This window comes from Leptotrichia massiliensis (genome assembly GCF_900104625.1).
GTDB classification, from domain to species: domain Bacteria; phylum Fusobacteriota; class Fusobacteriia; order Fusobacteriales; family Leptotrichiaceae; genus Leptotrichia; species Leptotrichia massiliensis.
This window is the reverse complement of record NZ_FNVZ01000004.1, coordinates 106364-131614: the sequence shown is the minus strand read 5'-3', so window position 1 is coordinate 131614 and position 25251 is coordinate 106364. Positions and strand designations below refer to the sequence as shown.

The following is a 25251-nucleotide window of genomic DNA, read 5'->3' as shown; positions in this document are numbered from 1 at the left end:
AAAATCGAAGGAGCGAAAAAATGGGAGCAAATTTTGGAAAAAATTATAAAATATCAATTTTTGGTGAATCACATGGTAGTGCATTGGGAGTGAATATTGATGGAATTCCGGCAGGAACGGAGCTGGATATAGAATTTATCTCGCAGGAAATGAGAAGAAGAGCACCTGGAAGATCAAAATTGACAACACCTAGAGTGGAAAAGGATGAATTTGAGATTTTGAGTGGATTTTTTGAAGGAAAGACGACTGGAACGCCACTTGCGATGATTATTAGAAATTCAAATCAGCGTTCAAAGGATTACAGCGAATTAAAAAGAAAGCCAAGACCAGGACATGCAGACTGGAGCGGATTTAACAGATATAACGGATTTAATGATATTCGTGGAAGCGGGCATTTTTCTGGTAGAATAACGGCTTCATTGGTATTTGCTGGAGCAATTGCAAAGCAGGTTTTAAAGAATCAGGGAATTTTAATTGCAGCTCATATCAAATTCGTAAAGGATATTGAAGATAGGGACTTTATGGAAAGTGATATTACAGAGGAAAATATTGATAAACTCAGAAATATGACTTTACCTGTCTTGAATGAGGAAATTGTGGAAAAAATCGAGAAGGCTGTGGAAAAAACTAGGGAAGAAAAGAATTCACTTGGTGGAATTGTAGAACTTATGGTTACAGGACTTCCTGCGGGAATAGGAGACCCATATTTTGAATCTATGGAAAGTGAACTTTCAAGAATGATTTTCTCAGTGCCAGCCACAAAGGGAATAGAATTTGGAGCAGGCTTTGGAATTACAGAAATGACAGGATATGAAGCAAATGATGAAATGTTTTATGATGAAAAAGGTAATATAAAATCATTTTCAAATAATAACGGTGGAATCATAGGTGGAATAACGACTGGAATGCCAATATCATTTAAAGTGGCGATAAAACCGACGGCTTCAATTGAAAAAGCACAAAAAACTGTAAATATTGAAACAAAGCAAAATGATATTTTAGAAGTGAGAGGAAGACATGATCCAATAATAGTGCCAAGAGTAGTTCCTGTATTGGAAGCGGCTACGGCAATTGTGATTTTGGATAGGGTTTTGGAAAGTAAAAAAAGAGTATTGTAAAAATAATTATTTGATTTCAAAAGAACATTTTAAAATAGAGCTACTAAAAATTATATAAATCTAGTATTGAGTAAAATGGTAATAGCTTTTGAATTGAGTTTTAAGGCAGTTTTACTATACGAAAAAAGAAAAATAAATAGTAGTTACAATTTATATATAAATATTAAATAAACACTTCAAATTTTATTAAATTTATTATATAATAAGCAAGGAAATGTTTTTTATAAAAAAAGGATTATGCGTTATCCGTTAATTAACGTAAATTTGTGAAAGGAAAGGATAAAATGTTTAAATAATGGAATTATTAACAATAAAATTAAAAAAATTGTTTTCAGAAAATATAAATAATATTTTTGGTGCTGATTATGCAGAAAAAGTCGATATTCAGAATTCTACAAAAAAAGAATTTGGGGATTTTCAAACAAATTTTGCGATGGTTAGTTCAAAATTAATTGGTAAAAATCCACGAGAAATTGCAAATATGCTTGTAGATAATTTTAAAGAAAATGATATTATTGAAAAGTTGGAAATTGCAGGACCAGGGTTTATTAATATTTATTTGAAAAATAGCTTTTTAAATGAAGAGATTAAAAAAGTGGAAAATGAGAAATATGATTTTTCCTTCTTAAATACAGATAAAACTGTTATTATTGATTATTCTTCTCCCAATATTGCTAAAAGAATGCACATTGGACATTTGAGAAGTACGATTATTGGGGATTCTATAAAAAGAATTTTACAATTTTTGGGATTTCATACACTTGCTGACAATCATATAGGTGATTGGGGAACACAGTTTGGAAAACTTATTGTAGCTTATAAAAATTGGCTGAACAAAAAGGCTTATGAAGAAGATCCGATTGGTGAACTCGAAAGAATTTATGTGCAGTTTTCTGATGAAGCTAAAAAAAATCCTGCTTTGGAAGATGAGGCTCGTGAAGAACTGAAAAAATTACAGCTTGGAGATGAAGATAATCAGGAACTGTGGAAGGAATTTATAGATATTTCACTAAAGGAATACAATAAAATTTATGATAGACTCGATGTAAACTTTGATTATTACTATGGTGAATCATTTTACAATGATATGATGCCATCTGTATTAGAAAAATTAAAGGAAAAAGGCATTGCACGTGAAGATCAGGGAGCATTGGTTGTATTTTTTGAAAATGATAAGTTGCCACCTGCAATTGTGCAGAAAAAAGATGGTAGTTTCTTGTACACAACTTCTGATTTGGCTACAATGAAATTTAGAAAAGATGAACTAAATGTGGATGAGGCAGTTTACTTGACAGATGATAGACAGCAAAATCACTTTAAACAGGTTTTTGAGATTGGAGAAATGCTAGGAAAACCTTATAATTATAAAAAGACTCACGTTGTATTTGGAATTATGAGATTTGGAGATGGAATGATTTTTTCTTCTAGAAGTGGAAATATAATAAGGCTTGTTGATTTGCTGGATGAAGCAAAAACTCAAGTTAAAAAGGTAATTGATGAAAAAAATCCGAATATTCCTAAAGATGAGAAAGAAAATATTGCTGAAATTGTTGGAAGTGGAGCTATAAAATATTTTGATTTAAGCCAAAATAGAACTTCTGATATAACATTTACTTGGGACAAGGTTCTTAGTTTTGAAGGAAATACAGGTCCTTACCTGCAATATACTTATGTTCGGATTATGTCGATTTTTAGAAAATTGAAGGAAGAAAATATTAATGTAGAAAATGAAAACATTATTTTAGAGGACATGACTGGTATTGAACGAGAATTAGCTACAGAGCTTTTAAGATTCCCACAGGCAGTAGTAAAATCCTATGAAAGTTATCGTCCAAACATAATAGCTGACTACTTATTTGATATGGCAAAATTATTTAATAATTTCTATAATTCAAGTTCTATTTTGAAGGAAAAAAATAAAAAAGTTATGGACGCACGAATTTTATTATCAGAAAAAACTGCATTTGTTTTAAAGGAAGGTCTTAGTCTTCTTGGAATTAAGACGGTAGATAGAATGTAAATTCATAAAAATTTTAGTTAAAAAAAGAAATAATATAAATTTTACTAAAAAAGAGAAATAAATTAATCAAAAAACAATTTTGATTTAATCGGGATTTAATAGTTATAGTGTATACTATATTTAGATCGATTAAAAGATCTGAAACCTCAATTAACCCCCCCTTTTATGGCCCTCTTTTTTAAGAGGGCTTTTTACTTTTTATACATCTGATGATTTTAGCATAAGAATCAACTGATTAATTAAATAAAAAAATTAAATATAGAAAAGAGGAGAACAATGGCAAAACAACAACAATTTCTTTATGATTATAGAAATGATCATAGTGGGGAAAGTAGTAGTAAATTAGTAAAAATTGCATTTATTTTGTTTATTATTTCAGCATTGCTGGTGGCATTTTCACATTTTATTTTAATTGGAAAAAAAGCAAAATTTGAAAAAGATATCCCTGTACTTAAGGAAAATAAACAAAAACTGGAAAAGGAAGTGGAAGCTATTAATAATAGTATCAAACATAGTGAAGACACTTACAAAAAAACGGAAGCATTAGTAAATAAATACAAAAAATAATAAATGAGAGGTAAAAAAAATGAAAAAAGTATTATCAATTATTGGTATATTACTTGCTACGGCAGGATTTTTATACTCAGGAATACAAATTTTTGGAACAACTGGAAAATTTATGGAACATAATGGTTTACAATCAAATATAAAAAAATTAACTGAAGAAAAAAATAAAAAAACAGAACAACTTGCTGAGCTTACGAAAAAAAATACAGATATGAAAGCTCAATATGAAAAACTTAAGGCTGATAAAAAAATAAAAACAGTTTATTTAACATTTGATGATGGGCCTTCAGCACATACTGATCAAATACTTGAAATTTTGAAAAAAAATAATATAAAGGCAACATTCTTTATAATTGGAATTGGAAAAAATTACAATGATTACAAAAAAATAATTGACCACGGGCATGTACTTGGATTGCATACTTATTCGCACGAATATAAAGAAGTTTATGCAAACGAAGAAAGTTTCTTTAAAGATCTTTATAAAATAAGAGATGCTGTAAAATCAACGACTGGGCTAGATGTAAAAATTACAAGATTTCCTGGTGGTTCAAGTAATGCAAAAGCATCAAAAGCTTTAAAAACAGCGATAATTAATAGAATGACAAAAGAAGGATATGTATATTTTGATTGGAACTGTGATTCAACAGATGCTTCTGGAAATAATGTTCCTGTAGAAAAATTGGTTAAATATGGTGTTTGTACAACTCATCCTGATATAAATGTCCTAATGCATGATACAAATGCTAAGAAAACTACTGTTCAAGCATTACAGCAAATTATTGATGGATATAGAAAAGCAGGATATACATTTGAAACTTTAGATGTAAATAGTCCAAAAATTCAGCATATGAAACAGCCTGAACTGAAATAACTAAGTAAAAAATAAGTAATTAAACATTAAAAATATGATATAATGTAGAAGTTGTTTAAATTTGGGAAAATTAATTTTTTAAATATTAGACATCATAAAAAAATTTTATTGTATTAAAGGAGAAAAATTAATGAAAAAAATAGTTACTATAATTGCAGGTATGGCAATATCACTATCACTAATGGCAGAAACAAATACAAATAGTAATATAATTTACATAAAAAATGAAATGATAAAAGCTGTTGATAGTGGAACGGACTTATATGTTGCAAAAGCAAAGACAACTTCTACGAAAGAAAAAACATCTAATTCAGGAAGCTCACAAAGTGGAATAGCTTCATATTATGGTAAAGGGCTGCACGGAAGTAAAACAGCAAATGGAGAAAGACATAATAGAAATGAAATGGTAGCGGCACACAGATCTCTTCCATTTGGTACAAAGGTAAAAGTTACAAATTTGAGTAATGGAAAAGAAGTTGTTGTAAGAATTAATGATAGAGGTCCTTTTATTAAGGGACGTGTGATTGATTTGAGTTATGGAGCTTTTTCAAAAATAGAAAATCCTGGAAAAGGGATTACAAAAGTAAAACTTGATGTTTTAAAATAATTACTTATTATTTAAAGTTTTTTATAAAATTCTAAATTAAAAAGAAAAGAAGGAAAGGTGGAAAATACAGTGTTAAGCGGTAAAATTGCATTAATTACAGGTGGTTCAAGAGGAATTGGAAAGGAAATCGCACTAAAATTTGCTGAAAATGGAGCAACTGTTATTTCTGGAGATTTAATTGATCCTGATTACAGCCATGAAAATGTTTCACACGTTAAATTAAATGTTACTGATAGAGAAAATATAAAAGAAATTGCAAATGAAATCAAAGAAAAATATGGAAGATTGGATATTCTTGTAAATAATGCAGGAATTACAAGAGATTCACTACTTCAAAGAATGAAGGAAGCAGACTGGGATTTAGTAATTGATATTAACTTAAAAGGTGTCTACAATGTGATGCAAGGTTTTGTTTCTTTATTATTAAAGAGCAAAGCTTCAAGTGTAATTAATATGGCTTCTGTAGTAGGAGTAGATGGAAATGCAGGACAAACTAACTATGCAGCTACAAAAGGTGGAGTAATCGCTATGGCAAAAACTTGGGCAAAAGAATTTGGTAGAAAAAATCTTAGATCAAACGCAATTGCACCAGGATTTATCGAAACAAATATGACTCACGTATTACCTGAAAAAGTTGTAGAAACTGTACTTGCAAATACTCCGCTTAGAAAGATGGGAGATGCTGAAGATGTTGCAAATGCTGCATTGTATTTAGCAAGTGATATGTCTAAATTTGTTACAGGACAAGTTTTGAGAGTTGATGGAGGATTAAATTTATAATTCAAATAAATTTATTTAAAAATGACAAAAAATAAAAAATTCTATGCTTATTTCATTATAGATACAAATGAAAATGGAATACTTGAAAACTGGGCAGATTGTCAAAAAAAAGTAAGCGGTAAAAAAGTTCGTTATAAATCATTTAAAAATTTTTCTGAAGCACAAGAATGGCTAAATTCCGGAGCAAATTATGAAAAAAAAGAGAAAAGTAATTTGACGAAACTGTATTCTGAGCTAGAGCGTGACGCAATTTATTTTGATGCAGGAACAGGGCGTGGTAACGGTGTGGAAGTTAGATTAACTGATTTTGATGGTAATTCACTGCTTTACAAAATTATGAATGAAAAAAATATTAATGAATTTGGAAATTATTATGTTGCTAATACCAGAACAAATAACTTTGGTGAATTAGTTGGAATTTATACTGCTTTTGTCTATGCTAAGAAATACGATATAAAGGTAATTTGTGGGGATAGTTCACTAATTATTGAATATTGGTCAAAGGGACGATATAATAGTTCTAATTTGGAAAATGACACAATTGAACTTATAAAAAAAGTAACTTTAATGAGAAATGAATTTGAAAAAAAAGGTGGAACTGTAAAAAAAATCTCTGGAGATGTTAATCCTGCTGATTTAGGTTTTCACAAATAATACTAAAATAGAAGGAGGATTTTTATGAAAAAAATATTATTAGTAGTAATAATGTTGATAACGTCTGTTATTGGATTGTCTAAAACTAAAATTACAGACAAAACTCTTAAAGGCGAATATACAAGAGGAACAAATACATTTACGTATATAAAAGATAATCTGGTTTTTCCCAATAAAGTTCTTACTTTCACAGTAAAAGATAACTCTGGGTTATTGGATAAAATTTACGAGTTTATGATGAAAAATTACGGTGTAGATGATTCAGATCTTGTTACTTTAGATGTTAAAGGCACAGTGTCTAAAGATGGTGTTTTGACAATAAAAAAAATAGTTAATTATCAAATCCCTGAATATAAATTACATGCAGCAGATTTTGGTATTACACCATCAAGTACAAACACGTCTCAAGAAGATTCAGGAATAACTAATGATTCTTCAAATTTAAATACCCCTGGTTCTTTCTTTAATCAAGAAACTGGAAATTAATTTCTCAAGAATTACAAATAATTTTAAAAACAAGGGACGTTTTGTCTCTTGTTTATTTCTTTAGTTATTAAAAAACAAAATCTTGGAAAATATAAATAAAGTATTTGGATTTAATAAAGAATATGAATTAAATTTTTATCTGTTTACATAATTTTCTGTACTTGCAATTATTATTAAAATATGCTATAATCAAAATGATAAAAATTTATATAAAAAAATAAAAAAATAAAAATAATGGAGGAAAAATTAAAATGGCAAAAGCTAAATTCGAGAGAAGCAAACCACACGTAAACGTAGGGACAATAGGTCACGTTGACCACGGGAAAACAACAACAACAGCAGCAATATCAAAAGTATTGGCTGAAAAAGGACTAGCAGAAAAAGTTGATTTTGAAAATATCGACCAAGCTCCTGAAGAAAGAGAAAGAGGGATTACAATCAACACAGCTCACATTGAGTACGAAACAGAAAACAGACACTATGCTCACGTTGACTGTCCAGGTCATGCCGATTATGTAAAAAACATGATTACAGGAGCAGCTCAAATGGATGGAGCAATCCTAGTAGTATCAGCAGCTGATGGTCCAATGCCTCAAACAAGAGAGCACATCCTTCTTGCAAGACAAGTTGGAGTTCCTTATATCGTAGTTTACTTGAACAAAGTTGACATGGTAGACGATGAAGAATTATTAGAATTAGTAGAAATGGAAGTAAGAGAATTACTTACAGAATACGGATTCCCAGGAGATGATGTACCAGTAATTAAAGGATCTTCATTAGGAGCATTAAATGGAGAAGCTCAATGGGTAGACAGAATCATGGAATTAATGGATGCAGTTGATGACTACATTCCAACACCAGAAAGACCAGTAGACCAAGCATTCCTAATGCCAATTGAAGACGTGTTCACAATCACAGGAAGAGGAACAGTTGTAACAGGAAGAGTAGAAAGAGGAGTAATCAACGTTGGTGAAGAAGTAGAAATCGTAGGGATCAAGCCAACAACAAAAACTACTGTAACAGGAGTAGAAATGTTCAGAAAATTATTGGATTCAGGACAAGCTGGAGACAACATTGGAGCATTGTTAAGAGGAACTAAGAAAGAAGAAGTGGAAAGAGGACAAGTACTTGCTAAACCAGGAACAATCAATCCACATACAGGATTCAAGTCAGAAGTATACGTATTGACAAAAGATGAAGGAGGAAGACATACACCATTCTTCACAGGATACAAACCGCAATTCTACTTCAGAACGACAGACATTACAGGAGAAGTAAACTTGCCAGAAGGTGTAGAAATGGTAATGCCTGGAGATAACATAGAAATGACAGTAGAATTAATTCACCCAATCGCAATGGAAGAAGGATTAAGATTTGCGATAAGAGAAGGTGGAAGAACAGTAGCTTCAGGAGTAGTAGCAACTATTACTAAATAGTTTTCTGTAAAGGACTTTCGTTAAGAGATAAAATAAAAATAAATATTTTATGTTGTAGGATAAATTTTTTAATAAAATAAGATATTTATAAGTAAAATATAATTAATGATAGCACTTAATTAAATTATTAAAAAATTTTTTTGAATTTATTTATAGTGCTATTGTTTTTTTGAAAATTATAAGGTATACTAGTTATGAGATTTGTAGTATCTATATATACTAAATATTGTACATTTGTATGTCTTAGACTTTAAAGTAAATTTTTAAAAAGGTATTTTTAAATGATAAATTTGTAAAGTTATATTTAATTTTCATCAAAAAATATAATATTTTTTATTAATTTTGAAGTTGAGTTGCTGTAATCCAAATTATTTAGCTTAAGTTTGAAAATTATTTTAACTTTATTATTAATAAAATTGCTTTTTTTAAAAAAAACTTTACAAATTCATATTATTATGCTAAAATTAGCTGTGAATTGTTAAGATATATTTGTTAAAATTATTTTTAGGAGGAAAAACAATGAAAAAAGTATTAGGAGTATTAGCATTAGTATTAAGCGTATCTAGTCTAGCTTTAGCTGATCAAGATCAAGATACATTAAAAGAAATTCATTTCTCTACTGAATTTAGACAAAGTTATACAGACAAAAAGGCGAACACTGGAAATGGATTAGGAATCGCAGGATTCAAAGGTGAAAACAAAGAAAAAGCTAGATGGAGAAACATCTTTGGTGGAGATTTACATTTAGTAGATGAAGGAAACTTAGGATTGAGATTTGAATTCCAAAATGACCAAGATAGAAAAACAAATAAATTCAATTATCAGACTAAAACAGGAACAAAAGGAACTGTTGATAAATCTCAGACTTGGGAATCTGATATTGCATTGTATAGAGACATTACTTTAGGTTCTTGGACTTCTAAATGGGATTTAGGATGGACTTATAAATCTTCAAAAGGAACAGGAAGATATTCTGGACATAGAGGAACATCAAATGAAATTTATGTAGGACCTACATTTGCAATTAACTTCTTTGGACAAGAGTTCAGTGCAAAAACTCAAGCAGTTTATTTTGATCAATCAGGTGGAAAAAGTGCAGATAACGTTTGGGAAGGAAACGACTTCCAAAAAGGAAAAGTATCTGGATGGGGACTTAATGTTGCTTTAGAAAACGGTGGAAAAATCTTTGATAATGGAATTGGAAGCTTAGATTATAACGTAGGATTAACTCATAAATTAAGAGATGCAAAAGGTAAATTAGTTGCAACTGGAAAAGATGCTAAATCTAATGTATATTTAGACTATGTAGTAGGAACTACTTATAAAACACCTAGTTTCGGTGGATTCTATGGATTAATCAATGCTGAAAACGAATGGGAAAAACATACTTCTAGACATGGATTCTCAAATAACTTCTCAGTATGGACTGGATTAGGATATAAGACAGGAATTGATTTACCAGTAGGAACATTAACATTAAACCCTATGGTTAAATATAGAGTTGTTAACAAAGAAACTGTTAAAGGATATGCTAATGATGGACGTTACACAAGTTCAGATAAATATACAAGAGAATACAATGAATTAAGAGCAGGATTAAAAGTTGGATTAGAAGTTAAATAATAACAACTTAATATAATTTGATTCATAAAAAGAAAAGAGATGAAATATTTCATCTCTTTTTTTAATATTATTTAATTTTTATAAATTAAATTTTGTAACAAATTTTGTCCCTTTATTCAATTCACTTTCAACCTCAATACTTGCATTATGCTGCTCAATGATTTTTGCAACTAATGAAAGTCCTAGTCCAAAGCCCTTGTTTACTTTTTTGTTTCGGGAATCATTTACTTGGTAAAATCTTCCCCAAATAAGTTTTTTATCTTCATCAGATATTCCAATTCCATTATCTTCAATCTCCATAATACAGTTTTCATTTTCTGAATACAATTTTACACTTATTTCATCCTTTGTAAATTTCATTGCATTATTAAGCAAATTGTCAAGCAATCTTTCTATCATTACTTTATCACCGTTTATAAATATATTTTGTTCAATATCTTTTAAAATTTTTATATTTTTTTCACTCAGTAAATTTTTGTAGTCCTCCAATATTTTTTGTACTGTTTCTGAAAAATTTATTTTTTGTAAATCGATGTTTGTTTGCTTTTCTATTTTGGAAAGTTCCATTATTTGATTTATTAGCTCTGACATTCTTTTGGCTTGACGCTGAATCACAGAAAATGAGTCCTTTGCTTCCTCTAAAGTATCTGCATATTCCAGCGAATATTGGCTTTCTGTAAGTATAACGCTTACAGGTGTCCGAAGTTCATGTGAAACGTCTGAACTAAACTGTTTTTCGCGTATATAAGAATTTTCAAGGGAGTTTAACATTTGGTTAAAGGCATTTGCCATCTTGTGTATTTCATCTTTTCCTTCATCAATTTCAATCCTTTTTGAAAAATCGCCGTTTTTTTGAATTTCTGAGGCTGTATTGGAAATTTTTGATACAGGATTTAGCGCTTTTTTAATGATTTTATATCCTCCATAAATTATTATTAATAATAATAACGGACTTGAAATTAAAATTATTAAAAGCATTCTATTGACTTCATTTGTTAACTTATTTACTGGTATAATTCCCCTAATCCATTCATCTTCAGGGGTATCTATTTTTTTATCAAAATAATAGTATTTTCCTCCATTTTTTTCATAAGTTCTAACTGTGTTTTCTACAAGATTTAATGTCAAATCAAATCCCCTCGGCGACATTCCAGCCATTTCTATTCCAGCATTATTATATTTTACAAAATAAATCCCGTCATCAAAATCATCAAAATCGTTAGGATCAGAAGCCATCTCAACTACTGATTCCATAAGTTCCTTCTGGTTTAAGTCCCCTGTTATCTTGTCTGCAACAGTAAAAGATCCAGCTAGCATAATCGCTATCAAAATAACTATAAAAGCAGTATACCAAAGGGTTATCTTTACAGTTACAGGAAAATTTTCCCAGATTTTATTTACTTTGTCTTTCAAAATTCAATTATTCCTTTCTTTGCGCAAAAATACCTAATAATTACTTCTTTGGACTAATCCTCCTTTATAACATATCCAAGTCCTCTTTTTGTGTAAATTATTTGCTTTCCATCTTCTATGTCTATTTTTTTTCTAATGTTTTTTATCAAAACGTCAATTATATTGGAATCTCCTTCATAATCAAAATCCCACACATGCTCCTTAATCTGCTCTCTGCTTAAAATCCGATTTTTGCTTTGCATAAGGTATTCCAGAACTTCATATTCCTTTCCAGTTAATTCTATCTGTTTTCCAGCTCTTGTTACTGATTTTTCTGAAGTATCTAAAATCAAATCTCCTATCACAAGCTTATTTGAACTATTTCCATATTTTCTTCTCACAACTGCCCTAATTCTTGCCAAAAGCTCATTAAAGTCAAATGGTTTTACAATATAGTCATCAGCCCCCAAGTCAAGCCCTTTTACCTTATCATCTGCATTATCTCTTGCAGTAAGCATAAGAATCGAAGTATGATTTCCCTTATTCCTAAGTTTTTTGATAACTTCAAATCCATCTACTTTTGGCATCATAATATCCAGAATTACTAAATCATATTCGCCATATTCCAAATAATCAAGCGCTTCTTCCCCATCAAGCACACTGTCTACACTATATCCATTTTTTTTTAGATACCTTGTTACAACATTATTCAAATCTACTTCATCTTCTGCCAATAAAATTTTCATATTTAATTCTCTCCTGCATTATTTTTTAGCAAATGCTAAAATCCTAATTTTTTATTATTCTAATGTAAAAACTATAGCAATTTTACTATAATATATCATGAATTTAAAAAAATAAAAAGAGAGTAAACTGAAAATAGTAAATTTTCAATCAACCCTCTGTAAGAATATTTTTTAATTTATTTTATTAATCTCTGTCTGCTTTCCATTTTACAATTGCACCAGTTACTGCGTCAATATCAAATTCATATTCCCATCCGTTATAATAAATTTCTCCTTCATAAACCATTCTTCCATTTTCTCTGTCCAAGTGAATTTCTTTCACGTGGGAACTGTTCGCTCCTGGCACTTTTTTCAATGCAATATTCATTGCCCTGTTTACTCCAATATAACTGTTTGAAGCAATGTTTCTGTTGTATTTGTGCTTGCTTTTTGCGTTTGCAGTTACTGATACTCCTAATACCATTATTCCTAATAATGCGATACTTAAAATTTTCTTTTTCATAATTTTTCTCCTTCTTTTTCATTTAAATTTTTTTTGATTTAAAAATTTTTGCAAGATTTTTTATTTATATTATATTTTAATAATTTCTATTGTAATGATTTACTTTAGTTCCAATAATTTCGCCTGTTGAAGCGTCTATATCAAATTCGTATTTTGAATTATTGTAAAAAATTTCGATTTCATAAACTGCTCTTCCGTGATCATAATCTAAGTCTATCTTTCCAAAATGGCTTTGATTCGCTCCTGGAACTTGTGCAAGTGCAATTGATTTTGCTTTTTCCATTGTTATAGTTTGCGAATTGTTCACATTTCTATTAATGTGAGCAGAATTATTTGAAACTCCGTCTATTTTCCATTTTACAATATCACCAGTTACAGCATCAATATCAAATTCATACTCCTGTCCGTTATAATAAATTTTTCCTTCATAAACCATTCTTCCATTTTCTCTGTCCAAGTGGATTTCTTTCACGTGGGAACTATTCGCTCCTGGCACTTTTTTCAATGCAATATTCATTGCCCTGTTTATTCCGACGTAACTGCCTGAAACAACATCTCTATTATATTTGCTTCTACTCTTTGCGTTTGCAGTTACTGATACTCCTAATACCATGATTCCTAATAATGCGATACTTAAAATTTTCTTTTTCATAATTTTTCTCCTTCTTTTTCATTTAATTTTGTTTTGATTTAAAAATTTTTGCAAGATTTTTTATTTATATTATATTTTAATAATTTCTATTGTAATGCTTTACTTCAGTTCCGACAATTTCTCCCGTTGAAGCGTCTATGTTAAACTCATATTTTGAGTTATTGTAGAAAATCTCGATTTCATAAACTGTTCTTCCATGATCGTGATCCAAATCTATTTCTCCAAAATGGCTTTCATTTGCTCCTGGCACTTGTGCAAGTGCAATTGATTTTGCTTTTTCCATCGTTACATTTTGTGAACTGCCTACATTGTTGTTAATATAAACTGCATCGTTTGGAACTCTGTTTCTATTTCTATATTTTCTGCTTGCTCCATAAGCAATACCAAGTATTCCTAATAATGCCATTCCAAAAATTACAACTTTTACAGCTTTATTTTTCATTTCTCTCTCTCCTTCAGTATTCAGTTGTTTTCTGCCTTTCTCTCTTATCTTGAATACATTATAGAACAGTTTTATGAATATAAAATGAATGGAAAAAAATTTTTACAAAAAAAAAGGAACAGCCCTAATTTTTAATTAGAATTATTCCTTTTATTTGTATTATCCGCTGTTACGAAGTCCTGTTGCAAGTCCGTTTATTGAAATATGAATGGCTTTTCTCAGTTCTTCTGAATCATCTCCAGCTCTTGAACGTTTTATTAATTCAATTTGTAAATAATTCATTGAGTCAAAATACGGCAGACGATTTCGTAGACTGCTCGCCAGTTCTGGGTTATCTGCCAGCAAGAAATCATTTCCTGTAATTTTTTTCAAGATATCAATTGTTAAAATCCACTCTTTTTCTATTTCCTTAAAGATTTTTTGTGCTGTTTCCTGATCACTTGCCAGTTTTACATATTCTGCGAAAATTGATAAATCTGTTTTTGATAGAACCATGTCAACATTTGAAATTGTTGAACGGAAGAATGGCCATTGCTTGTACATATTTTGCAGAATTTCCAGTTTTTTATCATCATTGTCAATCCACTTTGTAAACGCTGTTCCAACACCGTACCATCCCGGGAGCATTATTCTTGCTTGCGACCATGAGAATACCCATGGGATTGCTCTTAGGCTGTCTAGTGATTGTGTTTTTTTACGTGAAGACGGTCTTGAGCCAATATTTAACCCTGCAATAAAGTTTATTGGCGTAACTTCAAAGAAAAAGTCTGAAAACCCATCAGTATTGTAAACTAAGTCACGGTAGGCATAATAACTTAATTCTGAGACATTTTCTATTATTTTTTCATATTCTTCCCAGTCTGCATCTTCCTCTGTCAATGCACTTGATTCAAGAGCGGCCGAAACCAATGCTTCCAGATTTTTTAATCCTAAATCAGGATTTCCGTATTTTGCACCGATTACTTCTCCCTGTTCTGTAAGTCTTATTGTTCCGTCTGTACTTCCTTCAGGCTGTGCTAAAATGGCTTCATAACTTGGACCACCACCACGTCCTACTGTTCCTCCACGTCCATGAAAGAATGAAATTTCTACATCAAATTCCCGTCCGATTGCAGTCAGCTCTTTTTGCGCCTTGTATAAAGACCAGCTTGAACTTAAATATCCACCATCTTTGTTGCTGTCTGAATATCCTAGCATAACTTCCTGTTTTCGCCCTTTTTTATCCATCCATTTTTTCACTAACGGCAAATTAAACCATTTTCTCAAAATATCAGGAGCCGCAATTAAATCTTCCACTGTTTCAAAAAGCGGAACAATCTGTAAATCGCAAAATTCATTTCCTTCATTTCCTTTTGCAAGATTGGCTTCTTTTAGTAAAATAGCTATCTCTAGCATATCTGAAACGCTTGTTGCATGAGAAATCAGATTTTTTTCAATAATTTTACTTCCGAAACGTTCCCTCAAAGATTTTGCCTTTCTGTAAATTGCAAGTTCTGAGGCTAGTGTTTCACTTTGTGGAATTGTTGGATCGCTTAAAATTCTAGGGTCATGTTCCAGTTCCCGCATCAAAATTTCACATCTTGCGTCTTCTGACAGGCTCAAGTAATCTCCTAGAATGTTTGCATTTTTCAAAAGTTCTGCAACACATACTTCATGAACGCTGGAATCCTGTCTTAAATCAATTGTCGCAAGGTGGAATCCAAATATTTTTGTGGCACTGATTAGATTGTTTAATTTTCCTTGTGTTAAAAATTCGCTGTTGTTCTTTTTAAGAGATTCTGCCACGATTATCAAATCGTTTGTAAATTCATTAGCTGACTTGTAGGGAAGGTCAATTCCATTTTTTCTTTTTGGCGGTAATAAATCACGGTTATAATCACACAATTTATAAGCTGTTGCAAGCAGTCTGTCTGTTATTGTTGTCAATGCACGACGGTATGGCTCACGTGTTCGATGTGGCGAAACTTCTCCAGAAGCATCAGCCAGTTTTTGCAGTTCCTCAGTCACATTTGTCATTGAAATAGACATTGATAAATCTCTGTAAATTTCACGAACTACATCAAGATAATGCTGGAATAATTTTATAGCCTGTTCCTGTGCCGACTGTTCCAATGTATTTACTGTAACATAAGGATTTCCGTCCCGATCTCCACCAATCCACATTCCCATAGTAAGTGGAAGCAGAGCTTGAGATTTTACTTCAGAATTTCCCAATGTTTTTGAAATTTCCTGAAATTTATTCATAAGTCTTGGGATTTCATTGAAAAATGTAATGTTGTAATAACTTAGAGCATTACTTATTTCATCTGTTACACGCAATTTGGTAGCCCGTAACATTGCAGTTTGCCACCAGATCTGAATACCACGGCTTAGGTCGTTAAGCCATTCATTTTCATCAATTTGATGAGATTTTACATTTTCATATTTATCAAGAATATCAGTTAATTTTTTTGTCAAATCCAGAATACTTTTTCTTTGAACTTGTGTCGGATGTGCTGTTAAGACTGGCACAATTGAGACTTTTTCCATAGCCTTCAATATTTTATCCTGACTAATTCCCTTTTTCTTCAAATTTTTTAGTGATTTTTCAAGAGATCCAATCTGCAGTTTGTTGGAAATCTTTGCATATCGCTGTTCATGAGTCTGATACACATCTTCAGCAATATTTGCAAGTGCCGAAAAAATCGAAAAACCTCTTATCACACGCAAAATTTCCGCATCAGTAAGATCTGAACAAAAAGACGACAAATTTTTTCTAGCTTCCTGTTTTTGCGTCTTATAGTATTTTCTTGAAGCTTCTTTCAATTTTTCAGTAACTTCATAAATATGTAAACCCGCATATCTAAAAATCGTTTCACCTAGAAGAGTTGCAAAAAGTTCATTATGAACAAGCAAATCCTCCTGATGCTTATCAAGTTTCACTAACGGTAAAGGAGTTATCGGTAAATTTTTTAAATCCATTTATTTCACACTCTCTTTCTTTATATAAAATTCTACTTATTATCTAAATTTTATTATTTTAAGTATTTCACCTTTTAAATTATATCACAAAAACGTTTCGTATTAAATAGCGATTTTAAATTATTGCAAAATGTGATATAATTTTAACAAAATATGAAAAATTTATAAAAAATATTTTTTAAAAATAATTTTGTTATTTTAGTTAATTTAAGTAGACTTTTTTATATAGTGAATTTATTATTTAAATTATTTTAAGCAGGGAGATCAGACGCCATCTCCCTGCACCCACGCTTTACGCAAAACTTTCTTATAAAGAAAAAATAAAACTCGATTTTGAATAAAGGTTATTTTTACATGATTAACTAAATATTATTTAAAATTTATTCCAAAATCTCAAACAGTTATTTTTTCTTTAACGAAATTTTGCTTACTTTTCTAGTATCACAATTATGTGATTAAATTAAAACTGTCGTGATTTTTTTGGAATGAAAATGATTGTTTGAGCGAAGTTTTACGTAGCGAGTTTCATTTTTATTTCAAAAAAATACTTAGACAAGCAGGGATTGCAAAGGGGATGGCGACTGTTCCCCTTTGCTTTATAAAAAAGAAAAAGTATAAAATTATCAAGAAAAATCTTTATTAATAATAATTTGTTTCATATAATTTAAATAAGAATATAGGATTTTTAAAATATTAAATAAAAGAAAAAAAGAATGTTGAGGAAAATAAAATGAAAAAAAATTATGATGTATTGGAATTTTATAAGATAATTAACGAACTTATTGATTTATCAAGATTGGAGAAGACGAAAGAAAAGTTTCTGGATATTGATATTATAAAGGAAAAATCGGTTTTGGATAAAGAACTTATGCTTATGATGGAGATGATTGACTTTTATAAGTATGATGATGGTTTGGAACTTGCAGGGCTTGCAGATATTACTAGAATGATGAATTCTATTGATATTATTGGTTCTTATTTGAGTGCTGAGGATTTGGCAGTTCTGAAGAAAAATTTGACAATTTTTAGAATTTCTAAAAGCAGGGCTAAGAATGTCAGGGATAAATATAGAACGATTTGGAATCTGTTTAGTGATGTTGAGGAAGTTAAGGATATTGAGAACTTTATTTCAGAAGCAATTAATGATGAAGGAGTGTTAAAAGATGAGGCTTCGATTGGACTTCGTGATGTGAGAAGGCAGAAGCAGAATATTAATGCAAATATAAAAGAGAAATTTGACGAGCTGATTTCCAATAAAAGTACGCAAAATGCTATTCAGGAAAGAATAATAACTCAAAGAAATGATAGATACGTAATTGCTGTAAAGACAGATTTTAAAGGGCTTATTAAAGGAATAGAACATGATAGGTCTGCAACAGGAAGCACAGTTTACATTGAGCCTTTAAATGTTGTTTCATTAAATAATAAATTGCGTGAATATGAGGCTCGTGAACGTGAGGAAATTAGAAAAATACTGCTTAGAATTACAGAACTTGTAAAAACGAAAAAGGAAGAAATTCTGGAAATTAAGGAAATTTTGGAAAGACTGGACTTTATTGATGCGAAAACGAATTATTCGGTTAATAGGAAATGTATTGTTCCAAAAATTATTAATAAGGAATATTTGAAACTGGTTGAAGCAAGACATCCGTTAATTGATGAAAATACAGTTGTGCCGATTAATTTTGAACTTGGGAATCCTGAAAATATAATGCTTATTACAGGGCCTAATACTGGAGGGAAGACAGTAACATTGAAAGTGGCTGGACTTCTTACAATTATGGCATTATCTGGTATTCCAATTCCTGCAAATGAAAAAACTGAAATTGGATATTTTCACAATGTACTGGCTGACATTGGGGATGAACAAAGTCTTGAGCAAAACTTATCCTCATTTTCAGGGCATGTTAGCAAAATAAAAGATATAATTGAAAATGCAAACAGTAAATCACTTGTATTGATGGATGAATTGGGAAGTGGAACTGATCCAATGGAAGGGGCTGCTTTTGCAATGGCAATCATTGATTACTTGAACAAAAAACACGTAACTTCAATAATCACAACCCATTACAGCGAAGTAAAAGCCTATGCCTTTAATACAACAGGAATTAAAAGTGCCTCAATGGAATTTGACGTGGAAACATTATCTCCAACGTACAAACTGCTGGAAGGAATACCGGGAGAAAGTAACGCTCTTATAATTGCAAGAAAATACGGAATTAGTGAAGAAGTGATTGAAAATGCAAAAAGCTACATAAGTGAAGATAATCAGCGTGTCGAAGAAATGTTAAAATCAATTAAGGAAAAAAATGATGAGCTGGAAACAATGCAGGCACAATTGGAAGCAACAAGAACGGAACTTGACAAGCAAAAAAGCATTTATGAGCAAAATATGATAAAACTTGAAAATGAAAAAAATGAAATTATAAAACGTGCCTACGAGGAAGCTGACAATTACTTGAAAAACATGCAGGCAAAAGCTAAAAACCTCATTGACAAAATTAACAGCGAGGAATCTAAAAAAGAAGATGCGAAAAATGCTCAAAGAAGCCTGAATATGCTACGTGAATCATTTATTACGGATAAAAAGAAAAATGTAAAGGAAAAGAAAGTCGTTACTCAAAATGTAGATTTTTCGGTTGGGGAAGAAGTGCTTGTAAAAACAATGAACCAAAACGGAAAAATTTTGAAAATAATGCCAAACAACCGTATTCAAGTACAAACTGGAATATTAAAGCTGGTTGTATCAACTGACGACATTGTAAAAATTCAAAAGAAAAAAACAAACAAATTCAAAAACTTCGCCTCACTAAAACGAACTTCCCAAGTACGAGGAGAAATTGACTTACGTGGAATGAATGCCGACGAAGCAATCGCAGAATTAGAAACATACATGGACAGAGCAATGCTAACAGGTTACCACGAAATCTATATAATTCACGGAAAAGGAACAATGGTACTAAGAAAAAAAATCCACGAATACCTAAGAACTTCAAAATATGTAACAGAATTTAAGGATGCCAATCAGAATGAAGGTGGAATTGGGTGTACGGTGGTTACTTTGAAGTAGGACATTTGATTTAAAGGAGAATGAAAATTTATGAAAATCAAAAATCTTCATATAAAAGAATTTAAAGGATTGAGAGATATATCTATAAATTTTGAAAAAAATGATGAGCCGTTAGATTTAGTAGTTTTAGCAGGTTCAAATGGAAGTGGTAAAACAAGAGTATTAGAAAGTATTAAAGACTATTTCGAAAGTCACATTGATATTCAAGAAATAAAAATTATTAATAATTTGCAAATATTTTTTGAAAAAGAAGAAAAAGAATGTATAGATAAAATAGGAAGTGAAAAATATTTTTATAGTACTTTGAAATATTTTTCTTTAAATGATAAAAAAGAGAATCTGAATGATTCTTCATATTTAGTTATTAAAAAAAATTTATTAATTCTTCCTAAAATAATTTATGTTCCAACGGAAATAAATTTTCAGAAAATAGATATAGCTATTACTAATTTAGTACAGAAATATGAATTTTTAAATATTGTAGATACGAATTTAATAAAAGATATTCCGTCTTACATAGCTACAAAAATGATTTCAGCAATGCTTAAAAATAAAGATGAAAAAGTTGGAGATGTACAAAAAAAAGTTTTTAATGAAATAAATGAAATATTTGAAAATTTAAGTATAGATGTAAAAGTTGAAGATATCTCACAAGATGGTAGAAATATTACACTTTTCACAAATTCTTCAGGAGATGAGTTTGATATAAACGAGTTATCTTCTGGGGAAAAGCAGTTATTTTTACGGACTTTGGCTATAAAAATGCTAAATCCTGAAAATTCTATTATTCTGATTGATGAGCCTGAACTTTCATTGCATCCTAAATGGCAACAGAAAATTGTTGATGTTTATAGAAAAATTGGGGAAAATAATCAGATAATTATTGCGACACATTCACCGCATATTTTGGGGAGTGTGAGAAAAGAAAATATTATGTTGCTGGATAAGGATGATGAAGGGCAAATTGTGGTTAGGACTGGGGATGAATTGTATGATTCTTATGGACAGCCGACGGATAGAGTGTTGAAGGATATTATGGGCTTGGAAACTACTAGAAATCCTAAAGTGTTTAAGTTGTTGGAAGAAGTAAGAAAAATTGTTGATAGGGATGAATACAATAGTGATAAATTTAAAGAAAAATATCGTGAATTAAAGGGAATATTGGGTTCTAAAGATGAAGATATATTTTTAATAGATATGGATATTAAAATCAGGAAAAAAAGAGGTTTGAAGAATGCTGAAAGTAAATAAGAGTAATAGTGAACCAGAATTTTTTACAAAATTTAAGAGAAAAAAAGAACCTAAAAATTGGGATAACTTTGATTTTGAAATAAAACGACAATTGAAAATTTACATGCTTGAAAATGAACAAAAAATAGAAAATGAATATTACTGCCCTTATTGTGAACTTGAATTGGATTTAGACGAAAGTCAAATAGAACATATAAAACCTAAAGATAAATTTCCAAAACAATTTTCTGATTATAAAAATTTTATAGTTGGATGTATATATGAGAAAACTTGTGGACAAGCAAAAGGTAATAAATGGGACGAATCGTTTATAAATCCAGTTATAGAAAATCCTAATGAATATTTTTCTTACGATATTAAAACTGGAAAGATTGTTCCACTAAAAGAAAGTGGATCAGAAAATAAAAAAGCAGTAAAAACAATTGAGATTTTAAATTTAAATGAAGATAAATTATGTATTTTAAGGAAAAAATATATAATAGAAATCAAGAATACTATTGAAAATCTAGCAGATAGTGAGATAGTGGATTTTATTAAAAATGATTATTTTAGATTTCCAAGTTTAAATGATTTTTTACTAGAAAATATTGAAATTTTAGAAGAAATGATTTGAAAATAATACAAATTATTAAAAATCGAGGTTTAATTATGGGAAAAGTAACTATAATATTTTTATTATTTGGAACATTGCTTTTTTCAGCAAATTATCCAAAAGAAAAAATAATACAAATTATCGAAAAAAATGAAAAATATGAATGTATTCCTGATAAAAAAGTAAGAAAAATTGGATGGGAATTAAATGGACAGTCTTTTATTGGGCATTTAGATGAAAAGAAGGAACAATATGGTGAGTTTAGGGAAGCAGATGATGATACTCTTAGAGAATGCCATTTAGAAGATGAATATATTAATTATTATAAAAATCGATATTTTTATAAGGAAAATAAAAAAATATCGTTAATTGTCAGTTATGGTGAGAAAAAAGATAACATTCAGTTAATATTAAAAAATGCAAAAGATATAAGGAAAGTATATTTTTTTGAGCGAAAAGGCAAGAAATATAAAAGGAAAAATTTGATAATGACATTTGATCCCGCTATTATTTTTTATCCTAGTGGTTTAATAAAAGAAAAATTGGAATAACTAAAATTAAATGAACCAAAATAAATTAAAAGTTTTCAAAAGTAGGGAGAATAAAAAATGAAACTTTACAACACAATGACAAATAAAATTGAAGAATTTAAGACAATAGAAGAAAATAAGGTAAAAATGTATGTTTGTGGGCCTACTGTCTATAATTATATACATTTGGGAAATGCACGACCGATTGTGGTGTTTGATACGTTGGCACGGTATTTTAAACATAAGGGGATGGAAGTTGAGTTTGTGCAGAATTTTACGGATGTGGATGATAAAATTATAAATAAGTCTATGGAAGAAGGGACTTCTGCGAGTGAGGTTTCGGAAAAATATATAAAATATTTTTTTGAGGATATTAGCAAGCTGAATATTCTTGATAGTGTTAAAAGACCTAAGGTTACTGAGAATATGGCGGAAATTATTGAGATTATTCAAAAATTAATTGATAATGGATTTGCTTACGAGAAAGATGGGGATGTCTATTTTGAAGTAAAAAAATATAAGGATTATGGGAAATTGTCAAATCAGAAAATTGAGGAACTGGAACTTGGGGCTAGGATTGATGTTTCGGAAATCAAGAAAAATCCAGTAGACTTTGCACTTTGGAAGAAAAAGAAGGATGGAGAGCCGTTTTGGAAATCGCCTTGGGGAGAAGGGCGTCCTGGCTGGCACATTGAATGTAGTGCGATGGCAAAAAAATATCTTGGGGATACATTTGATATTCATGGTGGCGGACAAGATTTAGTTTTTCCGCATCACGAAAATGAGATTGCCCAAAGCAAGTGTGCTTATCACGGAAACTTTGCAAATTACTGGCTTCACAACGGATTTATTCAGATAAATGGCGACAAGATGTCAAAATCGCTAGGAAATTTCTTTTTACTTCGTGAAATACTTGAAAAATTTTCTGGGAATGTAGTAAGACTTTTTATTCTTAGCACTCATTACAGAAAGCCAATTAACTTTTCATTCGAGAATATGGAGGATACGAAAAAAGCGTTGCAAAATATTGTAAAATCAATGAATAAATTTGAAAATATTGTTGAAAAATATAAGAAGGAAAAAATAGAAGAGAAAAATAATTCTGAAAAATCTGAAACTACGATGAAAGAGTATGCGAACGTAACTTTTGACAAGGATAAGGGTGTACTGCAGACATTAAATAATCTTTTTGATAAAATTATTGAAAACGAATTAAATCCTGAATATTTTGAATTTTATAAAAAGATTGATGAATTTGATAAAAAATTCAGAGATGCAATGGATGATGACATGAACACACCACAAGCTCTTGCAACGATTTTCGAACAAATTCGAGAAACAAATAAATTTATTCCCATTCTTAAAAATGAAAATAAGTATTCTAAAAATTATTTGGTAATAAAAGAATCGTACGCTTCTTTGAAATTGAAATTAGAAAATGTTTTTGGAATAATAATTAATAGAAAGGAGGAAAACGAGAAAATTATGGAGTTTTTTGAAAAATCACAAAGAGAGCAGAGATTAATTGCCTTTTTGATAAAATTACGAAGTAAGGCAAGAAGCGAGAAAAATTTCAAATTATCTGATGAAATTCGGGATGAATTGAAGGCACTTGGGGTAGAAATTAAGGATAATAAGGATGGAAGTACAGATTATAATTTATTGTAATTTTTGATTTAAAAAGAGGGAAAAATGAAAAATATTTTAGTAGGAGTTACAGGGGGAATTGCAGCATATAAATCGGCTGGAATTGTATCGCTTTTGAAAAAGAAAGGATATAATGTGAAAGTTGTGATGACTGAAAATGCTACAAAAATCATTGGCCCTTTGACTCTTGAAACTTTATCAAGAAATAGGATTTATGTGGATATGTGGGACGGTAATCCACACTATGAGGTGGAACATATTTCACTTGCGGATTGGGCAGATATGGTTTTGATTGCACCTGCGACTTATAATATAATTGGAAAAGTTGCAAATGGGATTGCAGATGATATGCTTACGACAATCCTTTCCGCTGTTTCGATAAGAAAGCCAGTATTTTTTACCTTGGCAATGAATGTGAATATGTATGAAAATCCCATTTTAAAAGAAAATATTGATAAGCTGAAATCCTTTGGATATAGGTTTATTGATGCAGAAGAAGGCTTGCTTGCCTGCAATTACAGTGCGAAGGGTAGAATGAGCGATCCAGAAGATATTGTCGAAGAAATAGAAAGATACAGTATTTTTTCAAAAATAGAAAATTTTGATACTGCGTTAAAAGGCAAAAAAATTCTTATAACAAGTGGAAGAACAAAGGAAAATATTGATCCAATCAGATATTTGTCAAATAATTCAAGCGGGAAAATGGGATATTCACTTGCTCAGGCGGCGGCTGATTTGGGAGCAGAAGTAACTTTAATTAGCGGGCCTACGGACTTGAAAATTCCAAATGGGCTTAAAAATTTTATTTCTGTGGAATCAGCGTTGGAAATGTATGAGAAAGTGGATGAATATTTTAAAGATACTGATATTTTCATAGCTTGTGCCGCAGTTGCTGATTACAGACCAAAGGAGTACAAAAACGAAAAAATAAAGAAATCTGATTCAGATTTTGTTATAGAATTGGTTAGAAATCCTGATATTTTGCTAGAGATGAGCAGGAAAAAAGAAAAACAGCTATTAGTTGGATTTGCGGCAGAAACTAACAATATAAAGGAAAATGCCTTGAAAAAGCTGGAAAAGAAAAATTTGGATATTATAGTGGCAAATAATGCGTCTGTAATGGGCAGCGATGAAAATGTGATTGAGATTATTAGAAAAGATAGGACTTCGGTGGAAATTAGTCAGAAAAGTAAGATGGAGCTGGCTTATGATATTTTGAGTGAGGTTATTTGTGAATTGGAAAGAAGATAAAGTTTTTTGAAATTATTAATGTGTTGATTTTTATAAGTTTATTGATTTTG

The 25251-nt window shown here is 30.2% G+C and carries 22 protein-coding genes; 16 read left to right on the top strand and 6 right to left on the bottom strand.

The genetic code is table 11. The features are described from left to right. The first annotated feature begins 20 nt into the window (after positions 1-20). The 10 genes from aroC (at position 21) to BQ5344_RS01915 (ending at position 10165) form a co-directional block, all read left to right on the top strand. Entirely contained in the window at positions 21-1118 is a 1098-nt protein-coding gene (aroC, locus tag BQ5344_RS01960) for a chorismate synthase (RefSeq protein WP_071123952.1), read from the top strand. Between the two features lie 295 nt (positions 1119-1413). After that, entirely contained in the window at positions 1414-3138 is a 1725-nt protein-coding gene (gene argS, locus BQ5344_RS01955; RefSeq protein WP_071123951.1) for an arginine--tRNA ligase, read from the top strand. 276 nt (positions 3139-3414) lie between these two features. After that, entirely contained in the window at positions 3415-3705 is a 291-nt protein-coding gene (locus tag BQ5344_RS01950) for a hypothetical protein (RefSeq protein WP_021769018.1), read from the top strand. A gap of 19 nt (positions 3706-3724) precedes the next feature. Further along, positions 3725-4579, top strand: a complete 855-nt coding sequence (locus BQ5344_RS01945; protein ID WP_071123950.1) for a polysaccharide deacetylase family protein — start codon at positions 3725-3727, stop codon at positions 4577-4579. Between the two features lie 130 nt (positions 4580-4709). Further along, positions 4710-5186 carry a septal ring lytic transglycosylase RlpA family protein gene (locus BQ5344_RS01940; protein WP_071123949.1) on the top strand — a complete coding sequence of 159 codons (477 nt, stop codon included), beginning with the start codon at positions 4710-4712 and terminating at the stop codon, positions 5184-5186. A gap of 69 nt (positions 5187-5255) precedes the next feature. Next, a complete protein-coding gene (gene fabG / locus BQ5344_RS01935) occupies positions 5256-5966 on the top strand; it encodes a 3-oxoacyl-ACP reductase FabG (protein WP_036070614.1) in 711 nt (236 codons plus the stop codon). A 21-nt stretch (positions 5967-5987) separates the two neighbouring features. Further along, positions 5988-6620, top strand: a complete 633-nt coding sequence (locus BQ5344_RS01930) for an RNase H1/viroplasmin domain-containing protein (protein ID WP_071123948.1) — start codon at positions 5988-5990, stop codon at positions 6618-6620. A 24-nt stretch (positions 6621-6644) separates the two neighbouring features. Beyond that, positions 6645-7106, top strand: coding sequence for a hypothetical protein (locus tag BQ5344_RS01925; protein ID WP_071123947.1), 462 nt, complete (start codon positions 6645-6647; stop codon positions 7104-7106). Between the two features lie 251 nt (positions 7107-7357). Next, on the top strand, positions 7358-8542 hold the full coding sequence (gene tuf, locus BQ5344_RS01920; RefSeq protein WP_071123693.1) for an elongation factor Tu: 1185 nt from the start codon (positions 7358-7360) through the stop codon (positions 8540-8542). A gap of 519 nt (positions 8543-9061) precedes the next feature. After that, positions 9062-10165, top strand: coding sequence for a hypothetical protein (locus BQ5344_RS01915; protein WP_071123946.1), 1104 nt, complete (start codon positions 9062-9064; stop codon positions 10163-10165). A 78-nt stretch (positions 10166-10243) separates the two neighbouring features. On the opposite strand, the gene BQ5344_RS01910 is transcribed toward BQ5344_RS01915, so the two are convergent. From BQ5344_RS01910 to ppc, 6 genes are all read right to left on the bottom strand, one after another. Beyond that, a complete protein-coding gene (locus BQ5344_RS01910; protein ID WP_071123945.1) occupies positions 10244-11578 on the bottom strand; it encodes a HAMP domain-containing sensor histidine kinase in 1335 nt (444 codons plus the stop codon). A gap of 53 nt (positions 11579-11631) precedes the next feature. After that, entirely contained in the window at positions 11632-12303 is a 672-nt protein-coding gene (locus BQ5344_RS01905) for a response regulator transcription factor (protein WP_071123944.1), read from the bottom strand. A gap of 184 nt (positions 12304-12487) precedes the next feature. Further along, positions 12488-12805 (bottom strand): PepSY domain-containing protein, encoded by a 318-nt coding sequence (locus tag BQ5344_RS01900; RefSeq protein WP_071123943.1) that lies wholly within the window; start codon positions 12803-12805, stop codon positions 12488-12490. Between the two features lie 76 nt (positions 12806-12881). Then, the gene (locus tag BQ5344_RS01895) at positions 12882-13457 is read right to left on the bottom strand and encodes a PepSY domain-containing protein (RefSeq protein WP_071123942.1); all 576 of its coding nucleotides are present in this window, start codon (positions 13455-13457) and stop codon (positions 12882-12884) included. A 76-nt stretch (positions 13458-13533) separates the two neighbouring features. Beyond that, the gene (locus BQ5344_RS01890; RefSeq protein ID WP_071123941.1) at positions 13534-13899 is read right to left on the bottom strand and encodes a PepSY domain-containing protein; all 366 of its coding nucleotides are present in this window, start codon (positions 13897-13899) and stop codon (positions 13534-13536) included. Positions 13900-14058: 159 nt separating this feature from the next. Continuing rightward, positions 14059-16860: a phosphoenolpyruvate carboxylase gene (gene ppc / locus BQ5344_RS01885; RefSeq protein WP_083378170.1), complete on the bottom strand. Its 2802-nt coding sequence runs from the start codon at positions 16858-16860 to the stop codon at positions 14059-14061. 730 nt (positions 16861-17590) lie between these two features. On the opposite strand from ppc, the gene BQ5344_RS01880 reads away from it, so the two are divergent. Genes BQ5344_RS01880 through coaBC form a run of 6 tightly spaced genes read left to right on the top strand, consistent with a single transcriptional unit; the run spans position 17591 to position 25201 of the window. Continuing rightward, complete coding sequence (locus tag BQ5344_RS01880) at positions 17591-19930, top strand: endonuclease MutS2 (protein ID WP_071123940.1); 2340 nt, start codon at positions 17591-17593, stop codon at positions 19928-19930. Positions 19931-19960: 30 nt separating this feature from the next. After that, entirely contained in the window at positions 19961-21181 is a 1221-nt protein-coding gene (locus BQ5344_RS01875; protein ID WP_071123939.1) for an AAA family ATPase, read from the top strand. Beyond that, positions 21165-21794, top strand: coding sequence for a retron system putative HNH endonuclease (locus tag BQ5344_RS01870; protein ID WP_071123938.1), 630 nt, complete (start codon positions 21165-21167; stop codon positions 21792-21794). The genes BQ5344_RS01875 and BQ5344_RS01870 overlap by 17 nt, the downstream gene beginning before the upstream one ends. A gap of 35 nt (positions 21795-21829) precedes the next feature. After that, positions 21830-22324 (top strand): hypothetical protein, encoded by a 495-nt coding sequence (locus BQ5344_RS01865; RefSeq protein ID WP_071123937.1) that lies wholly within the window; start codon positions 21830-21832, stop codon positions 22322-22324. A 57-nt stretch (positions 22325-22381) separates the two neighbouring features. Beyond that, positions 22382-23971, top strand: a complete 1590-nt coding sequence (gene cysS / locus BQ5344_RS01860) for a cysteine--tRNA ligase (protein ID WP_071123936.1) — start codon at positions 22382-22384, stop codon at positions 23969-23971. 24 nt (positions 23972-23995) lie between these two features. Next, positions 23996-25201 (top strand): bifunctional phosphopantothenoylcysteine decarboxylase/phosphopantothenate--cysteine ligase CoaBC, encoded by a 1206-nt coding sequence (gene coaBC / locus BQ5344_RS01855; RefSeq protein WP_071123935.1) that lies wholly within the window; start codon positions 23996-23998, stop codon positions 25199-25201. Positions 25202-25251: the final 50 nt, after the last annotated feature.